Source organism: Ralstonia sp. Ralssp110, assembly GCF_047325135.1.
GTDB lineage: Bacteria > Pseudomonadota > Gammaproteobacteria > Burkholderiales > Burkholderiaceae > Ralstonia > Ralstonia mojiangensis.
Genome location: NZ_CP168610.1, coordinates 3,172,127 through 3,188,309, shown reverse-complemented (window position 1 = coordinate 3,188,309; position 16,183 = coordinate 3,172,127). Strand labels below are relative to the sequence as shown.

Genomic DNA, 16,183 nt, shown 5'->3' with positions numbered 1-16,183 from the left:
ATAGGAAGGTGAAGGCAGCGCCTGAAGCCGTCAGGCTGCGGATTGGAATGGTTGAGCCGGTTTCAGGCCGCTGGCGGGCCCGGTAAGCGGTGGGCCTGTGCGGCATCCCACGAGGCCCAGATGGGTTGATGCAGTGCGAGGTGTGCGATGGTGGCGTCGGTCTCGGGCAGGCTCACCGTTACGCGTTGCGAGGGCGAGAGCGCCACGCCTTCCACGCTCACCAGCACATGTGTGCCCTGGTATTCGATGTCGCAGATGCGGCCGCGCACGCGGGGGCGATCTCCGGCTGTGGATTCATCAGCATGCAAGGCCATGCGATCGATGCGCACCGCTACGGGCCCATGCGCGTCTTCCAGCAGGTTGTGTCCGCCGATGAAGGTCGCAACAAACGCGCTGGCTGGCTGGTTGTAGATCTCGCGCGGGCTGCCGGCCTGTTCGATGCGGCCGTGGTTCATCACCACCATCTGGTCGGCCAGGGCCATCGCTTCTTCCTGCGAGTGCGTGACGTGCACGAAGGTCAAGCCCAGTTCCTGCTGCCAGCGTCGCAATTCGGCACGCATCTGTGTGCGCAGGAACGGGTCCAGCGCAGAGAGTGGTTCGTCCAGCAGCAGCACGCGCGGCTCCATGATCAGCGCACGCGCCAGCGCCACGCGTTGCTGCTGGCCGCCTGACAACTCGCCAGGCCGACGCTGCGCCAGGTGGCCCATCGCCACGCGCTCCAGCAGCGCCTGCGCGCGCTGGCGCCGTTCGCGTGCGTTGATACCGCGCATCTTCAGGCTGAAGGCCACGTTCTCGAGCGCGCTCAAGTGGGGAAACAGCGCGTAGCTCTGGAACATCATGGCCGTGCCGCGCGAGGCCGCCGGCAGGTTGGTGATGTTGCGGTGGCCCAGCAGGATGTCGCCGTCGCTCACATGTTCGTGGCCGGCAATCATGCGCAGCGTTGACGATTTGCCGCAGCCCGACGGCCCCAGCAAGCAGCAATAGCTGCCGGCCGGCACGCGCAGGTTGATGGCGTCGACGGCCACGGCGTCATGTGCGTAACGCTTGGTCAGCGCAACGAGTTCGAGGGAGTCGGCGGGGGCGGTGGGTGCGCGGGTCATGTCGGGTTGGTGCAATAGGTGTGCCTGTCTGCGCGCGGAAATTTCGGCGCGAGCGCGCTTGGCATGCGTCGTTCTGGTGCGCGTGGCCGCATCTGCGGGCAGCCGCGCCACATACCGGGGCAAGTGGCGCGGCCGGCTTCGCGCGGGTCAGAAGGTGTGACGCACGCCCAGCGCCACCGAGGTCTGGCTCGTGCCCGGCACGCCGCCGCCGATGGCGCCCGACGTGGTGTTGACCAGCGCTTCCGTCGCGCTCGACGAGTTCTTCAGATACGCCACGTTGGCCACCAGCGTGGTGCGCTTCGACAGGCTGTACAGGCCCAGCAGCCGGTAGACCATCGAGCTGTTCGACAGCGTCGAGTTGCGGCGGTACAGCACATCGGCCGAGCCGGTAAAGGCCGTGGTGAAGGCGTAATCGACGCCGCCTTCCACCGCGTACGCCTTGCGCGCCGACATGCTGGGAATCGACTGGAACGCGCCCGTGCCGCCCACATCGGCGCGCGCCGCGCCCAGCCGCAGCTTGGTCGCCCCAAACGTGTAGCTGCCGCCCACGGTGATCAGCTTGTAGAGCGAGCCGGTGCCGCTGCCATCGCGCTCCTGGTCGTAGCTGGCGGCCAGGTACAGCGGGCCGGCGCTATAGCGCCCCGCCAGGTTGAACAGCGAGCCCTGCGAGATGGAGCCGGCCGCTTCGCCAAAGCCGTACATCGCGCCGAACTGCGCACCGCCCAGGTCGGGCGACACGTACTTGACCGTGTTGTTGTAGATCTCGCTCACGGCGTCGAACTCGCTGAACTTGAAGATCGAGCCCGAGTTGTAGCCGCCCTTGAAGACGCTGCCCACCAGCCAGTCGTCGTTGAAGTTCCATTGCTTGCCGGCCGTGAGCGTGCCCGACGACGAACTCAGCCCGACATACGAATTGCGCGAGAACAGCGTGCCGTTGGAAGACATGCGCCCGTTGCTCGGGTTGAAGCCGGCCTGCAGGTTGAACAGCGCATTCACCCCGCCGCCCAGGTCTTCCTTGCCGCTCAGCCCGAAGTTGGACACGCCCAGGATGCTGTCCGACACGCCGGTCAGACTTTGCGAGCCGTTGCCGGCATGGTTGGTCCAGCTCACGCCGGTATCGATGACGCCCGACAGCGTCACGCTCGACTGCGCCGCAGCGAAGCCCGACAGCCCGAATGCCAGGGCGGCAGCGCCCAGCTTGGTGGTGGTGCTCATGACAGGTGATCCCCCTAAATGAATTGGCGCGACCGCGTGACCGCTCCCGGCATTGCGTTCTAAGTTGAGTACAAGCTTCGTTTGGATTGTGCACAATCACGCTTGTCTGCATGCAGTAACCGTGCCAAGCAAAATGGGCGGATTTCGCTTGCTTCTGGTGCAAGAACGCCAAAAACATGGGGGGATTTCTTGAGGATGTCGCACCAACGCCGCCCGAATTGGCATCGGTTTTGTGCACAATCCAAGCGGTGTTTGCTCGATTAGAATGGCGAGATGCCAGAGCCCACGACCCCTCCGACCTCCCAGCCACGCCGCAACAACGCCGAAGTCGACGCCCGCATTTCGGACGCGGTGTACGACGCCATCCTCGAACAGAAGCTGCCGCCCGGCACCCGTCTGGTCGAGGCGCAGCTATGCAAGGCCTTTGGAATTACGCGGGGGACATTGCGCCGGGTGCTGGTGAAACTGGCGCATGAGGGCGTGGTGGAGCTGCAGCCCAATCGCGGCGCGACCATCGCCGTGCACGACGCGACGGAAGCTCGCCAGGTCTTTGGTGCGCGGTTGATTCTGGAAACCGGCTCGGTACGCGAACTGGCGCAGCACGCGACGGCGGAGCAACTCACCGAGCTGCGTGCGCTGGCGGCTGCTGAACACGCCAGCCGTGAATCCGGCAACTGGCGCGATTGGATCCGCCTCTCGGGCGACTTCCATATCCAACTGGCCGAGGCGAACGGCAACCCCATCATCACGGCGATGCTGCGCACGCTGGTGGCGCGTACCTCGCTGCTGATCGGGCTCTATGAATCCCCCGCGCGGCCGAGTTGCGGCCACGACGAACACTTGGCCATTCTCGATGCGGTGGAGCGCCGCGACGGCGAGCGCGCCGCGCGGCTGATGGGCGAACACTTGGGCGAATACATCGCTGCGCTGGAGCTTGAGCCCCGGCAGGTGGAGTCGATCGATTTCTCCAAGCTGTTTCGCCGCGTCAAGGTCTGACCGAGCGCTGGCCTAGCGTTGCATGACGGCCAGGGCCACGAGGATGCCCGCGGGCGGCAACACGCACCAGAACGACAGCGTTGCAAACGCCAACGCCCCCAGCACCGCGCCCGTGGCGAACCCGGCCAGCGGCGGCACCATCTTGCGCAATCGCGTGCGTGCAACATCCTTCTGCGTACCACCCGGCGACAGCAACTCCACCACGTCGATCACGATCTGCGTCGTGTTGCCGGTCATGATCGTGGTGGGTGCATGTTCCGACAGCACGATGCGCGCCTTGGCGTTCTGTACGCCCATCGCCGCGACGCCGAGCAGCCCGACAACAATCGTGGCCGGAGCATCGGGCGATTGAATTGGCAGCGCCAGCAGCCCCGCCGCCATGAAGGCCAGCAGCAGAACGGCCTGCACAAGCAGCAGCGGCCGCAGCGGCGCCACACCGCGCCGCGTGAGCGCCGTCACGGCGAGTTTGGTCGCTGCCACGGCCACCACGAACATCGGCAGCGCCAGCAGCTTGGCGAGCACGCCTTGGCCGGAGCCCGCCAGCTCCAGGCCGATCATCACAAAGTTGCCGGTCACGTGCGCGGTGAACAGCCCAAACAACGCCGCAAAGCCGACCACATCCACATAGCCCGCGACGAACGCCAGCAGCGTTCCCTGTGCGATCAGGAAACGTGCTGACGCCGGTGTGGCCGTTGCAGCCGTCGCCGCCGTCGCCGCTTCAGAAGGCAAAGCACGAACACCCGAAGGCGCCCCAGAAACCGCGGAAGTCGGTGGTCGGCACATTGGCCGTGCGCGCTTTCTGGTGCGCGTGGCCGTGCACCGAACACGAACCGACGCACTGATGCACCTGCTGCTGCATGGGCGCAGCCGGCCGCCAGTGCCCCGGCACGCGCGCCACGGGCGACCACTCCGGCAGCACCGGAATGGGCGGCGGGCCGAATTCGGCAAACTCCGCTGCGCCGTAGACGATGCGTCCACCCACCACCGTCAGCACCGATTCGATGGTCTTGATATCGGCCTCGGGCACGCTGAAGAAATCCGCCGACAATGCCGCCAGATCAGCGAGTTGCCCGACCTTGATCTGCCCCTTGTTGCCCTGGTCTGCCGAGAACCACGCGCTGCCGTGCGTGTACAGCTCGAGCGCCACTTCGCGCGGCAACCCTTCCGGATACAGCGCCATGCCGCCCACGGTGCGCCCGCTTGCCAGCCAATACAGCGACGTCCACGGGTTGTAACTCGACACGCGCGTGGCGTCGGTGCCTGCGCCCACCGGCACGCCTTCGGCCAGCATGCGCTTGATGGGCGGCGTTTGTTCTGCGGCGGCGGCGCCGTAGCGGTCGACAAAGTATTCGCCCTGGAAGGCCATGCGATCCTGGATGGCGATGCCGCCGCCCAGTGCGCGCACGCGCTCGATGTTCTTCGGCGAAATCGTCTCGGCATGGTCGAAGAACCAGGGCAGGCCGTTGAAGGGAATGTCGCGGTTCACCCGCTCGAACACGTCGAGCATGCGCGAGATCGATTCGTCGTAGGTCGCGTGCAGCCGGAACGGCCAGCGCTGCGCGACGAGGTGGCGCACCACGGTTTCCAGCTCCTGCTCCATCGTCTCGGGCAGGTCGGGGCGCGGTTGCAGGAAGTCTTCGAAGTCGGCTGCGGAGAAGACGAGCATTTCGCCCGCGCCGTTGTGGCGGAAGAAGTCATCGCCCTGGCGGTATCGCACGCTGCCAGTCCAGTTCTTGAAGTCGGCCAGCTCCTCTTTCGGCTTCTGCGTGAAGAGGTTGTAAGCGATGCGGATGGTGAGCTGGTTCTGCGCGGATAGCTCGCGGATGATTTCGTAGTCTTCCGGATAGTTCTGGAAGCCGCCGCCTGCGTCGATGGCGCTTGTCACGCCCAGGCGGTTCAGCTCGCGCATGAACTGGCGCGTGGAGTTGACCTGGTATTCGGGCGGCAGCTTCGGCCCCTTGGCGAGCGTCGCGTACAGGATCATCGCGTTCGGCTTGGCGATCAGCATGCCGGTGGGCTCGCCGGACGCGTCGCGCTGGATCTCGCCGCCCGGCGGGTTCGGCGTGTCCTTGGTGTAGCCGACCTGGCGCAGCGCCGCGCGGTTGAGCAGCGCGCGGTCGTACAGGTGCAGCACGAACACGGGCGTATCGGGCGCGGCCTGGTTCAGCTCTTCGAGCGTGGGCATGCGGCGCTCGGCAAACTGGAATTCCGTCCACCCGCCCACCACGCGCACCCATTGCGGCGACGGCGTGCGCGCGGCCTGCTCCTTGAGCATGCGCATCGCGTCGGCCAGGGAGGGCACGCCTTCCCATCGCAGCTCCAGGTTGTAGTTCAGCCCGCCCCGGATCAGGTGCAGGTGCGAATCGTTCAGGCCGGGAATGACGGTGCGCCCGCGCAGGTCGATGACCTGGGTGGCGGCGCCGCGCTGGGCCATCACGGCGGCATCGTCGCCCACGGCAACAAAGCGGCCATCACGCACGGCAACGGCGCTGGCGGTGGGGCGTTCGCGGTCGACCGTGTGGATGCGGCCGTTGTGCAGGATGAGATCGGCGGTCATTGCGTCAGTATTTGGGGAAGATCGAAAAACGTCCGGGTCCGGCAATCAGGACCGTGGTGAAGATGATCAGCAGCATCCACCCGAACTGTCCATCGGCAAGCGACCAGTCCGGATGCACCACCAGCATGGCCACCAGCAACGTGGCGATGATGGGCAGACACGCCAGGCGCGTCAGCACGCCAAGCGCAATCAATAGCGGGCACAGCGTTTCCGACAGGATCGCCAGCAGCAGTGTGGGGGCGGCGCCCATGTGGAACGGGTCTTCAATGCGCGTCAGTTCCTGGCTGTAGTGCAGCACCTTGGGCAGCCCATGCACGGCGATCAGCAGGGCGCTGCCGGTCAGGCGCAGGAACAGCAGGCCAACGTGCAGGGCGGTATCGGCAGGGGCCGCAGCGTGGGAGGGTTCGAGCGACAGGTGTGTCATGGCGTCAGCTCGGGTTGCGCGGCGTGGTGCCGCTGGTGCTGCCGGAGCCGCCAGTGGCGGCCAGGTTTGTTGGTTGCGCCGCGGGTGGCACTTGGGGCGGTGCGCCGGTGATCTTCGGCACGCACTCGTGGCGGAACCACGCCATGGTGATGGGCTCGCCGGCCAGCAGGCGCTGCGCAGCCGGCACGATCTGTTCGCCGATCAGCATGCCGAGCAGCCCGACCAGCGCGATCGCCGGTGGCGCCGGTGAGCGAACGTGCAGCAGCGCGTAGATGATGCCAACCAGCATGCCGACGGCAATGGAGATGAGGTAGGGCTTCACGAGGAGGGCTCCAGGATGCCAAGGGGCGGCGCGCGCAAACGGCGCCGCCCGTGCCGGTCAGGTGCTGAGGAAGGCCAGCAGGTCCGCGTTGACCTTGTCCGCCTCGGTCACGCACATGCCATGCGAGCCGCCCGGATAGACCTTCAGCGTCCCGTCCTTCACCACTTCCACGCCCAGCTTGGCCGAATTGTCGATCGGCACGATCTGGTCGTCGTCGCCATGCAGGAACAGCACCGGCACGTCGATCTTCTTCAGGTCTTCGGTGTAGTCGACCTCCGAGAATTCCTTGATGCACAGATACTGGCCGTGAATGCCGCCGGTCATGCCCTGCGCCCAGAAGGCATCGATGGTGCCCTGCGAGACCTTCGCGCCCGGCCGGTTGAAACCGAAGAACGGTGTGGCGAGATCGCGGTAGAACTGCGAGCGGTTGTCGGCGACGCCCTTGCGGATGCCGTCGAACACGTCCATCGGCAAGCCGTGCGGATTGGAGGCCGTCTTGAGCATGATGGGCGGCACCGCGCCGATCAGCACCGCGCGGGCGACGCGCTTGGTGCCATGACGGCCGATGTAGTGCGCGACTTCGCCGCCGCCGGTGGAATGACCGACCAGCGTGGCGCCCTGGATGTCGAGCGCATCGAGCAGCGCTGCCAGGTCGTCAGCATAGGTATCCATGTCGTTGCCCTGCGACGGCTGGTCGGAGCGGCCGTGGCCGCGCCGATCATGCGCGATGACACGAAAGCCCTTCTGCACGAGGAACAGCATCTGCGCGTCCCACGCGTCGGCATTGAGCGGCCAGCCGTGCGAGAAGACGACGGGCTTGCCGTTGCCCCAGTCCTTGTAAAAGATGCGCGTACCGTCTTGGGTGGTAATCGTTTGCATGGGAATGAGAGAGAGGGTGGTGGCTGGTTGAATGGACGACGGGGCGACGCATGCGGTTGCACATGCGTCGCCCGGCCGGAGCAGCGTCTTCTTTTGTATGGGGCAGCGCGATCAGTTGGCCGCCACGGGTGCCAGCGCCTCGTGCGGCGTGGCCGTGCGTTGCGGGGCCTCGTGCACCATCGTGTAGGCGTAGTCCACGCCCATGCCGTAGGCGCCGGAGTGTTCCTTCACCAGCTTCATGACGGCGTCGTACGTGTCGCGGTGGGCCCAGTCACGTTGCCATTCCAGCAGCACCTGTTGCCACGTCACGGGCACTACGCCGGCCTGGACCATGCGCTGCATGGCGTAGTCGTGCGCGTCCTTTGACGTACCACCCGAAGCGTCGGCGACCATGTAGATCTCGTAGTCGGCATCGTGCATGGCCGACAGCGCGAAGGTGCAGTTGCACACCTCCGTCCACAGGCCCGAGACGACCACCTTCTTGCGGCCGTTCTTTGCCAAGGCATCGCGCACCTTCTGGTCGTCCCAGGAGTTCATCGAGGTGCGTTCGAGCAGTTCCTGATCCGGAAACACATCGAGCAATTCCGGATAGGTGTAGCCCGAGAAGCTCTGCGACTCGACGGTCGTAATGGTGGTGGGGATGTTGAAGATCTTCGCGGCCTTGGCGAGGCCGACGGTGTTGTTCTTCAGAACCTGACGATCGATCGACTGCACGCCGAAGGCCATTTGCGGCTGGTGGTCGATGAAGATCAGTTGACAGTTTTGCGGGGTAAGGACTTCCAGCTTGGGATTCATGGCCGTATCCGGTTCCGATAGGAGATGCGAGGGGGGCGCTGCAGATCTGACGCCGCATCGGCGCGGCGCGATCAACGGCCCATCCATGATAGGAAGTTGCGCACCGGGCGCAACGCCTCAATCGGCGAGTGCAGTTTTTGCGATTGCCGAACAATCGCCGCGACTTCCCGAAATATTCCATTGGTACCCTGGACCCGCGCGCCGGTCGTGGGATTCGGCGCGCGTGGCCATTAGCGGATCCAGCCGCGCTCGAGCAAAGGCGTGTCCCATGCCGGCTCGCCAGCGTGGTGGCTGGCCAGGCAATCGATCAGTGCACACACCTTGACGGCCTGACGCTGCGTTGCCGGATACACGGCGGAGAAGTGCAGCGGTGTCAGGTCGTAGTCGACAAGCACCGGCACGAGGCGGCCGGCGACCAGATCGTCGCTGATGACGAGGGTGGGCAGGCAGGCAATGCCGGCGCTGGTGAGGGCGTAGTCGCGCAGCAGATGCACGGAATTCGAACGCACTTGCTCGGGCAGGTCCATTGCAACGCCGGCCTCGCCGTTGCGCGAGAACACCCAGCGCTTGCGGGTCGGGTAACCGGAGTACAGCGCCAGCGAATGCTGCAGCAGATCGGCCGGCTGCTGCGGCATGCCGTATTCCTCGATGTACGCGGGGGTGGCGCAGAACATGCGCCGCAGCGGGAACAGGCGCCGCTCGATCAGCGAATCGTTGATCGGCGGGAAGATCTGAAACGCCACGTCGAACCCCTCGGCAATCGGGTCGACCACGCTGTCGTCGACCACCACGTCGAGCTGGATATCGGGGTACTGCGCCCCGAACCTGGCCAGCGGCTCGGCAAAGTGGCTGAGCGCGTACCCGGGCAGCATGCGGATACGCAGCTTGCCGGCGGGCGTGGCGCGCAGGCCGCGCATCTGGTCGGTCAGGTCCGTCAGCATGCAGACGGCTTCGGCGCATTGCTTGTAGTAGGTTTCGCCCACTTCGGAAAGACGCACGTGCCGCGTGCTGCGGTGAAACAGCGGCGCTTCAATAAAGCGCTCCAGTTGCTGCACGCGGTGGGTGACCACCGAGTTGGTCACGCCTAACTGGCGGGCGGCCTCGGCAAAGCTGCGCGTTTCTGCCACGCGCACGAAGGCTTCAATACTGAGAAAACGGTCCATTTCCAGCGTCCTTGCGCCAACGAGGAAAGAGCGGCGCGACGCCGGCCATCATACGGCGATCCGGTGGAATGTGACGTTACCGTCAGCAAGGCTTTTCTGTGCATCGCCGCGTCGTTTATCCTCTGCAATCTGTTTCATTTCCATCTCGCATTCCAATACCAAACGAGGAGCAGTTCATGGCAATTCAAGTCGTCGGCATCGTCGGTGCCGGAACAATGGGCAACGGCATTGCGCAAGCGTGCGCCGTGGTTGGGCTGGATGTGGTGATGGTGGACATCAGCGATGCCGCCGTCCAGAAAGGCATTGCCACGGTGGCAGGCAGCCTGGACCGCCTCATCAAGAAGGAAAAGCTGACCGAAGCCGACAAGGCTGCCGCGCTCGCACGCATCCACGGTTCGACCAGCTATGACGACCTCAAGCGCGCCGACCTCGTGATCGAAGCCGCCACCGAGAACTTCGACCTGAAGGTGAAAATCCTCAAGCAGCTCGAGGCTGCGGCTGCACCGCACGCGATCGTGGCGTCGAACACGTCGTCCATCTCGATCACCAAGCTGGCCGCTGTGCTGCAAGACGCCAGCCGCTTCATCGGCATGCACTTCTTCAACCCGGTGCCGATGATGGCGCTGGTGGAAGTCATCCGCGGCCTACAGACGAGCGATGCCACGCACGCGGCGGTGGAAGCGCTGGCCAAGCAGCTCGGCAAGACGCCCATCACGGTCAAGAACAGCCCGGGCTTTGTCGTCAACCGGATTCTGTGTCCGATGATCAACGAGGCGTTCTGCGTGCTGGGCGAGGGTCTGGCTTCGCCGGAGGAGATCGACGAGGGCATGAAGCTCGGCTGCAATCACCCGATCGGGCCGCTGGCGCTGGCCGACATGATCGGCCTGGACACCATGCTGGCCGTGATGGAAGTGCTGTACACCGAATTCGGTGATCCGAAATACCGCCCCGCCATGCTGATGCGCGAAATGGTGGCCGCCGGCTACCTGGGCCGCAAGACCGGCCGCGGCGTGTACGACTATCGCAAGTGAGTTAGGCGCGGTCCTTCACGGCGTTTGCGCTGTCCGCCAACTGTCAGGCCGGATTCGCGTGAACTGTCTGCAAGTGTGCATGGAGACGGTGTGGCGGTGCGTTGAAGATGACGCATCGCCACACCGTTTTTTTCTTCCCCACACTCCGGACGCCATCATGCCGCGCTACGCCTTCCGCCTGCTCAACGTCTTTGCCGAATCCACGTTCGGCGGCAACCAGCTCGCCGTCTTTGAAGACGGGCGAGGCCTGGACGACGCCACCATGCAGGCTATCGGACGCCAGTTCAACCTGTCAGAGATCACCTTCATCTTCCCCGACGACACGGATGGCGCCACGGCGCGTTTCCGCATCTTCACGCCCGATTACGAGATGCCGTTTGCCGGTCACCCATCGCTTGGGACCGCGCAGGTGGTGCGCGAACTGTACGGCCCCGGCAATGAGCTGACGCTGCGTTGCCAGTCGGGCATCGTGTCGCTGACGGCGCAGGACGAGGGGTGGTCGCTCGTGCCGCCGCGCTCGGGGGCGCTGAATACGCGCGAAGCCGATCCCGCCATCGCCAAGATGCTTGGGCTGGACGCCGATGCGCTGGCGGGCCCGCCGCTGTGGGTTGACGCAGGTATCGAGCAACTGATGGTGCCGGTCAAGACACGCGCTGACGTCGACCGCGCCCGCCCCGATCTGTCGGTGTTCGACGCGTGGCCGCGCAGCCGCAACGACGGACGCAATGCGTACGTCTTCACCATGCCGAAGCCCGCCAGCAATGATCCGGTGGTGTCGCGCTTCTTCTTCGAATACGGCACCGGCATGCTCGAAGACCCGGGCACCGGCTCGGCGTGTGCCAACCTCGGCGGCTGGCTGCGCGCGACGGGCCATGCGTTGCCGGCCAGTTACCGCATCGAGCAGGGCGCTGCGGTGGGACGACCCTGCCACCTCACGCTGCGGGTGGATGCCGACGGCACGATCCACGTCGGTGGCCGCGTGATCGAAATCGGCCGCGGCACGTTGACGATTTGATCGGTCGACTAGGCCGCGCCGGCTGGCGGTGTGAGCTGCTTGCAGAAGAACGTCGTTCCGCAGAATGCGCCGTTGGGCATCAGCGCGTAGTTGGGCACCACGCCCACGCGCTGCCAGCCGGCGCGTGCGTATAGCCGCTCGGCGTCGCCGCCTGTCACCGTGTCGAGCACGAGCACCGTCTTGCCCTCGGTGCGCGCTTCCTCTTCGATGGCGGCCATCAACTGCTGCGCCACGCCCTTCCTACGCGCGCGGCGGTGCACGAGCATCTTTGCAACGTCGGCGCGGTGCGGCTGGTTTTCCGGCTGTGCGAGCACCAGTTGCACGGTGCCGTGGATGGCGCCCGCTTCATCTTCGGCAATCAGCAGGGCGCGCTCGCCGCGCGCCACGCCTTCGGCAACGTTGCGCCAGAACGCCTGCGCCTTGTCGCGAGACAACGGCCACATGAAGCTCACCGACGCGCCGCCTTCCACGCAATCGATCAGAACATCGGCCAACGCGTCGACGCTCGCGCTTGCCTCGTTGGCGCCCACGCGCCGAATGGTCAGGGTGTCGATCATCAGGGCCTCCAGTGGGCAGCGGACACGGTTGTCAGTGCGACGAGGTAGCGGGCAGGCCGCCGCGTGGGGTTGTGATAGACGATCGGGCAGTCCAGCCGCATGGTCAGGCAATCGCCTGCATTGAGGCGCCAGTGTGTGTCGCCCACGGTCATTTCCATCGAGCCTTCGATCACCCACACCTGCTGGTGGATTTCGGCATCGCGCACGCCGGTGTCGTAGGCCACGCGCTCGCCGGCCGGAAAGTGCACCTCAACGAGCTGCAAGGGCGAACGCGCCGCCGGCGACAGGTTGCGGCGCACGTAGCCGGAGGCAGGGTCGGTCCACTCGGGCTGATCTGCCGCGCGTGATACCGGCGACGGTTCCACGGCCGGCGCGGGACTGTCTTCGAACAGCGAGGCAAGCGTCACGCCGAGCGCGGAGCTGAGCCGATCCAGCACCGCAGCGGTCGGGCTGCTCTGGGCGCGCTCGATGAGGGAGATGGCCGAACGGCTGACCTGGCTGCGTTCTGCCAGCGCGTCGAGCGAGAGACCCTGGGCGTCGCGCAGTTCGCGCAAGCGGTGGGCGATACGTTGGTGGATGTCCATGCAATCCAGTTTAATGGAAATTTTTATCTAGTAAACTGGAATTTGCGGCACGGCCAGATCGCCCTTGCTCCGGCTCATGCCTTGCGCGGGTGGCCGAGGCCTGACCGCGCGCTCGGCCGCTCTTGGCTATTGGGTTGCAGCGTCCCGGCGCTGTACGGCGGGCGGCTGCCACGAGGCGTCGAGTGCCGCTTCCTTGGGCCAGGTCAGTTGCATGCGCAGCAGGAACGGGCCGGTGGGCGGCGGCAGCCAATTGTTGCGCATGCCCTTGGGCGGAGCGCGCTGGATCAGGATGTCGAGCGAGCCATCGCGGTTCAGGCGTGGGCGATCGGCTTCGCTCAGCACGTTGCGCAGGCCCGGGCGTTCGGATGCGCGGCGCGGTTGCCCAGCCGCGGACAAGGCGGCGACGGCCCAGCCGGCATTCTCGGGCGGGAGTTGGTTGCGCTCGAAATGCAGGACGTAGCGGTGCGTGCTGTCCAGCGCCATGCCGTTTGCGTCGGTCGTGGCTGTGGCGATGAGCATGTCCTGTGGCAGGTCGGTGCCGCCGCCGTTCCATGCCACGATGGCGCGCTGCGCGTAATCCAGCCCGTACGCGCCGACCATGCGCGGGATGAACCAGCCATTCTGCGTGACAGACGGTTGCTTGACGGCCAGCGCCAGCGTTTCGCGCGCGGCCGCTACCCCACCCTCCATCACCTTCAGGTTGGCGGCGCTTACGGCTTTGGCGTCGAACGGCGCACCAGGCACGATGCCCAGATCACGCAGCGATTGCAGCATCGTGGAGTCGGCCGCGTGCGGCGGATTGTCCTTGAGCAGTTCAGCAAAGCGCGTGAAGTAGCTGTTGGCGTCCAGTGCGGTGACACGGCGGCGCGCGGCATCCAGGCTGACGTCGAGGTCGGTGGCCTTGTCCGTGTTGACCTTGGTTTCGGCTTCGGCCTCGCGCAGGGTGCTCTTGCTGAAGGCCTCCAGCGGGGTGATGCGGTAGCGGTCCTGTAGGCGGCGTGCGGCGGTCAGGTCGCGCGGGCCGGCCACCTGCGTTCGTGCCACCACCCAGACGAGGCTGGTCGGCGCGGCAATCTGCTTGACGCCCGTGGGCAGCGTGCCCTCCCAACCCGGCGGCGTGATGGCGTAGTGCGCGGCACGTGCCCCGGTGGTGCGGTTGCCGAGCGATTCGAACACGTCGTTCCACCCGTCGTGCAGCGCCACCCAGAGGTGTCGGCGCCCGGCGTCGGGCAGGCTCAGGACGACCGGGCCGTTACGCAAATCGACGAACGCGCTGCTGGCGAGCACGTCCACGCGGGCGCGCACGCCGGTGGGCAGGGCTTCGTCGTCTAGCGTGCGCTGGTGCATGAACGTACCGGCAGGCGCCAGCGCAGACGTCGTCTGCACCAGCGCGTCGGACATCATCAACGGAAACGCGTAGACATAGGCCGCGCGCACGAGCGCTTCGTTCGGCTGCGGCAGACGCTGTTCGATGGGGGCCGTGGTCGCGGCGTTCTGGGTGGAGCAGCCGGTCAGGCTCAGGGTAAGCGCCGAGGCCGCCACGCTCAGCGCCACGGCCGCCAGCTTGGTAAGCGGGCGCGCGGGCGCAGGGCAGTGCGTCATCTTGTTCTCCTTTTGTCGTCGGTGCGCGCAACAGGAAAGCAGACGCCTGTCGGACATCCCCCCAAGGATGCTTGCGCATACGCTTACGCGGTAGCCGATCCCGTGGCTCCGCGCATGTCGTATCTTGAATCTTTGGAATGTAGAAGCGCTGACAGCGCAAGTCAATTGAAGTGCTGCGCGGCACGCACGCCTAGTTGGAGGCGGGCAGAGTCTAGAGGCGCAGGTGCAGCGCAAGACGCAACTTGGCCGCGTCGTATTCGGCCTTCAGGCGCGCCACGATTTCGGCTGCGGGCGGCAGATCGGCAATCTGCCCGACACCCTGGCCGGCACCCCAGATGTCTTTCCAGGCCTTGGCGCGCGAGCTGCCATCGCCAAAGTTCATCTTGGATTTGTCGGCCTCGGGCAAGGCGGCCGGGTCCAGGCCTGCGAGTTCGATGCTTTCGCGGATGTAGTTGCCGTGCACGCCCGTAAAAAGGTTGGTGTAGACGATGTCCGATGCGGCTGCGCGCAAGATGGCTTGCTTATAGCTTTCGGCGGCGTGGGCCTCCTGACTGGCGATAAAACGTGTGCCGATGTAGGCGAGGTCCGCGCCCATGGCCTGCGCGGCCAGGATGGCATCGCCTGTGGCAATGGCGCCCGACAGCGCGATCGGCCCGTCGAAGATGCGCCGCACCTCACCCACCAGCGCGAACGGCGACAGCGTGCCGGCATGCCCGCCCGCACCCGCTGCCACCAAGATCAGGCCGTCGACACCGGCTTCCAGCGCCTTTTCGGCATGGCGCAAATTGATCACGTCGTGCAGAACGATGCCGCCGTAGCTATGCACGGCATCCAGGATTTCCTTGACCGGCGCGCGCAGCGAGGTGATGAAGATCGGCACCTTGTGTTTGACGCAGGTGGCCACGTCCTGCTCCAGCCGCGCGTTCGAGTGGTGCACGATTTGATTGACGGCGATCGGCCCAACCACTTCTTGCGGATGCGCGGTGCGGTACGCCGCCAGATCCTCGTTCATCTGCGTGAGCCAGTCGTCCAGCACCTCGGCTGGGCGCGCATTGAGCGCGGGAAACGCTCCAACGATGCCGGCCTTGCATTGCGCCAACACCAACTCCGGATAACTGACGATGAACATGGGCGAACCGATCACGGGCAGCGTCAGATGCTGCAGCATGGGCGGGAGGTGCTTGGCGGCGGGCATGGCGTCTCCTGGTTGGGCGAACCGGCACGACAGGGGCAGAACACGTCGTTCGATTATAGGAACGATCCCGCACCCCGCCGTGCGCCGTCTACCCGCCGGGCTCAGACATGGGCGTGCTGCGTCAGCAGTTCGATGAAGGTGCGGTTGAAGGCGGGCAGGTCATCGGGTTTGCGGCTGCTGACCCAGTTGCGGTCGGTCACCACCTCACGGTCGACCCACAGTCCGCCGGCATTGCGGATGTCGTCCTGCAGCGTCGGCCAGCTCGTCAGCGTGCGCCCTCGCACCAGTCCGGCAGACACCATCAGCCACGGCCCGTGGCAGATCACGGCGATGGGCTTTTGCGCGCGCTCGAACGCTTTCACGAATGCCTGTGCGGCCGGCACGACGCGCAGTGCGTCGGCGTTGAAGACGCCGCCGGGCAGCACCAGGCCGTCGAAGTCGTCTGCCTTGGCCTGGTCCAGCGTCAGGTCCACTTTGAACGTATCGCCCTTGTCGGCGTGGTTCAGGCCCGTCACGCTGGGGCCTTTCGGCGCAATGATGCTGACCGTGGCACCGGCGCCTTCCAACGCCTGCTTGGGGCTGGCCAGCTCGGCCTGCTCGAACAGGTCGTCGACGAGAATGGCGATGCGCAAGTCATGCAATGGGGTCATGGCGAACTCCTTGTCAGGGGAAATCCAAAGAAGGGAACGGCAGGGGATGGTTCCGCAACGCGCGTGCCCGCTCTGCGCTAGCATGCGGAGCATTCGCC

17 protein-coding genes are annotated in these 16,183 nt (G+C 65.8%); 3 read left to right on the top strand and 14 right to left on the bottom strand.

The window, feature by feature from the left end; all coding sequences use genetic code 11:
• Positions 1 to 62: 62 nt before the first annotated feature.
• Both ACEN9T_RS23890 and ACEN9T_RS23885 read right to left on the bottom strand, forming a co-directional pair.
• Complete coding sequence (locus ACEN9T_RS23890; protein WP_413707235.1) at positions 63 to 1,100, bottom strand: ABC transporter ATP-binding protein; 1,038 nt, start codon at positions 1,098 to 1,100, stop codon at positions 63 to 65.
• 147 nt (positions 1,101 to 1,247) lie between these two features.
• Positions 1,248 to 2,315 carry a porin gene (locus ACEN9T_RS23885; protein WP_175537165.1) on the bottom strand — a complete coding sequence of 356 codons (1,068 nt, stop codon included), beginning with the start codon at positions 2,313 to 2,315 and terminating at the stop codon, positions 1,248 to 1,250.
• A gap of 273 nt (positions 2,316 to 2,588) precedes the next feature.
• On the opposite strand from ACEN9T_RS23885, the gene ACEN9T_RS23880 reads away from it, so the two are divergent.
• The gene (locus tag ACEN9T_RS23880; RefSeq protein WP_252691965.1) at positions 2,589 to 3,311 is read left to right on the top strand and encodes a GntR family transcriptional regulator; all 723 of its coding nucleotides are present in this window, start codon (positions 2,589 to 2,591) and stop codon (positions 3,309 to 3,311) included.
• A gap of 12 nt (positions 3,312 to 3,323) precedes the next feature.
• Here ACEN9T_RS23880 and ACEN9T_RS23875 read toward each other — a convergent pair whose 3' ends face one another.
• The 7 genes from ACEN9T_RS23875 to ACEN9T_RS23845 all read right to left on the bottom strand — a co-directional run bounded on the left by ACEN9T_RS23875 (position 3,324) and on the right by ACEN9T_RS23845 (position 9,451).
• Positions 3,324 to 4,040 (bottom strand): YoaK family protein, encoded by a 717-nt coding sequence (locus ACEN9T_RS23875; RefSeq protein ID WP_254775695.1) that lies wholly within the window; start codon positions 4,038 to 4,040, stop codon positions 3,324 to 3,326.
• Positions 4,030 to 5,868, bottom strand: a complete 1,839-nt coding sequence (locus ACEN9T_RS23870; protein WP_413707234.1) for an amidohydrolase — start codon at positions 5,866 to 5,868, stop codon at positions 4,030 to 4,032. The genes ACEN9T_RS23875 and ACEN9T_RS23870 overlap by 11 nt, the downstream gene beginning before the upstream one ends.
• Before the next feature lie 4 nt (positions 5,869 to 5,872).
• A complete protein-coding gene (locus ACEN9T_RS23865; RefSeq protein WP_413707233.1) occupies positions 5,873 to 6,292 on the bottom strand; it encodes a DoxX family protein in 420 nt (139 codons plus the stop codon).
• A 4-nt stretch (positions 6,293 to 6,296) separates the two neighbouring features.
• A complete protein-coding gene (locus tag ACEN9T_RS23860; protein WP_413707232.1) occupies positions 6,297 to 6,614 on the bottom strand; it encodes a XapX domain-containing protein in 318 nt (105 codons plus the stop codon).
• 57 nt (positions 6,615 to 6,671) lie between these two features.
• Positions 6,672 to 7,493, bottom strand: coding sequence for an alpha/beta fold hydrolase (locus ACEN9T_RS23855; RefSeq protein ID WP_413707231.1), 822 nt, complete (start codon positions 7,491 to 7,493; stop codon positions 6,672 to 6,674).
• A gap of 111 nt (positions 7,494 to 7,604) precedes the next feature.
• On the bottom strand, positions 7,605 to 8,288 hold the full coding sequence (locus ACEN9T_RS23850; protein ID WP_413707230.1) for a hydrolase: 684 nt from the start codon (positions 8,286 to 8,288) through the stop codon (positions 7,605 to 7,607).
• A gap of 230 nt (positions 8,289 to 8,518) precedes the next feature.
• Positions 8,519 to 9,451: a LysR family transcriptional regulator gene (locus ACEN9T_RS23845; protein WP_092973695.1), complete on the bottom strand. Its 933-nt coding sequence runs from the start codon at positions 9,449 to 9,451 to the stop codon at positions 8,519 to 8,521.
• Positions 9,452 to 9,627: 176 nt separating this feature from the next.
• On the opposite strand from ACEN9T_RS23845, the gene ACEN9T_RS23840 reads away from it, so the two are divergent.
• Both ACEN9T_RS23840 and ACEN9T_RS23835 read left to right on the top strand, forming a co-directional pair.
• Positions 9,628 to 10,482 (top strand): 3-hydroxybutyryl-CoA dehydrogenase, encoded by an 855-nt coding sequence (locus tag ACEN9T_RS23840; RefSeq protein WP_413707229.1) that lies wholly within the window; start codon positions 9,628 to 9,630, stop codon positions 10,480 to 10,482.
• Between the two features lie 157 nt (positions 10,483 to 10,639).
• Entirely contained in the window at positions 10,640 to 11,497 is an 858-nt protein-coding gene (locus ACEN9T_RS23835) for a PhzF family phenazine biosynthesis protein (RefSeq protein ID WP_413707228.1), read from the top strand.
• 8 nt (positions 11,498 to 11,505) lie between these two features.
• On the opposite strand, the gene ACEN9T_RS23830 is transcribed toward ACEN9T_RS23835, so the two are convergent.
• The 5 genes from ACEN9T_RS23830 to ACEN9T_RS23810 form a co-directional block, all read right to left on the bottom strand.
• Positions 11,506 to 12,054 (bottom strand): GNAT family N-acetyltransferase, encoded by a 549-nt coding sequence (locus tag ACEN9T_RS23830; protein WP_092973693.1) that lies wholly within the window; start codon positions 12,052 to 12,054, stop codon positions 11,506 to 11,508.
• On the bottom strand, positions 12,054 to 12,638 hold the full coding sequence (locus ACEN9T_RS23825; RefSeq protein ID WP_413707227.1) for a helix-turn-helix domain-containing protein: 585 nt from the start codon (positions 12,636 to 12,638) through the stop codon (positions 12,054 to 12,056). The genes ACEN9T_RS23830 and ACEN9T_RS23825 overlap by 1 nt, the downstream gene beginning before the upstream one ends.
• A 126-nt stretch (positions 12,639 to 12,764) precedes the next feature.
• Positions 12,765 to 14,240, bottom strand: a complete 1,476-nt coding sequence (locus tag ACEN9T_RS23820; RefSeq protein WP_092973689.1) for a DUF1254 domain-containing protein — start codon at positions 14,238 to 14,240, stop codon at positions 12,765 to 12,767.
• A 211-nt stretch (positions 14,241 to 14,451) separates the two neighbouring features.
• Positions 14,452 to 15,435 (bottom strand): NAD(P)H-dependent flavin oxidoreductase, encoded by a 984-nt coding sequence (locus ACEN9T_RS23815; protein WP_092973687.1) that lies wholly within the window; start codon positions 15,433 to 15,435, stop codon positions 14,452 to 14,454.
• Positions 15,436 to 15,536: 101 nt separating this feature from the next.
• Positions 15,537 to 16,085 carry a type 1 glutamine amidotransferase domain-containing protein gene (locus tag ACEN9T_RS23810; RefSeq protein WP_413707226.1) on the bottom strand — a complete coding sequence of 183 codons (549 nt, stop codon included), beginning with the start codon at positions 16,083 to 16,085 and terminating at the stop codon, positions 15,537 to 15,539.
• Positions 16,086 to 16,183: the final 98 nt, after the last annotated feature.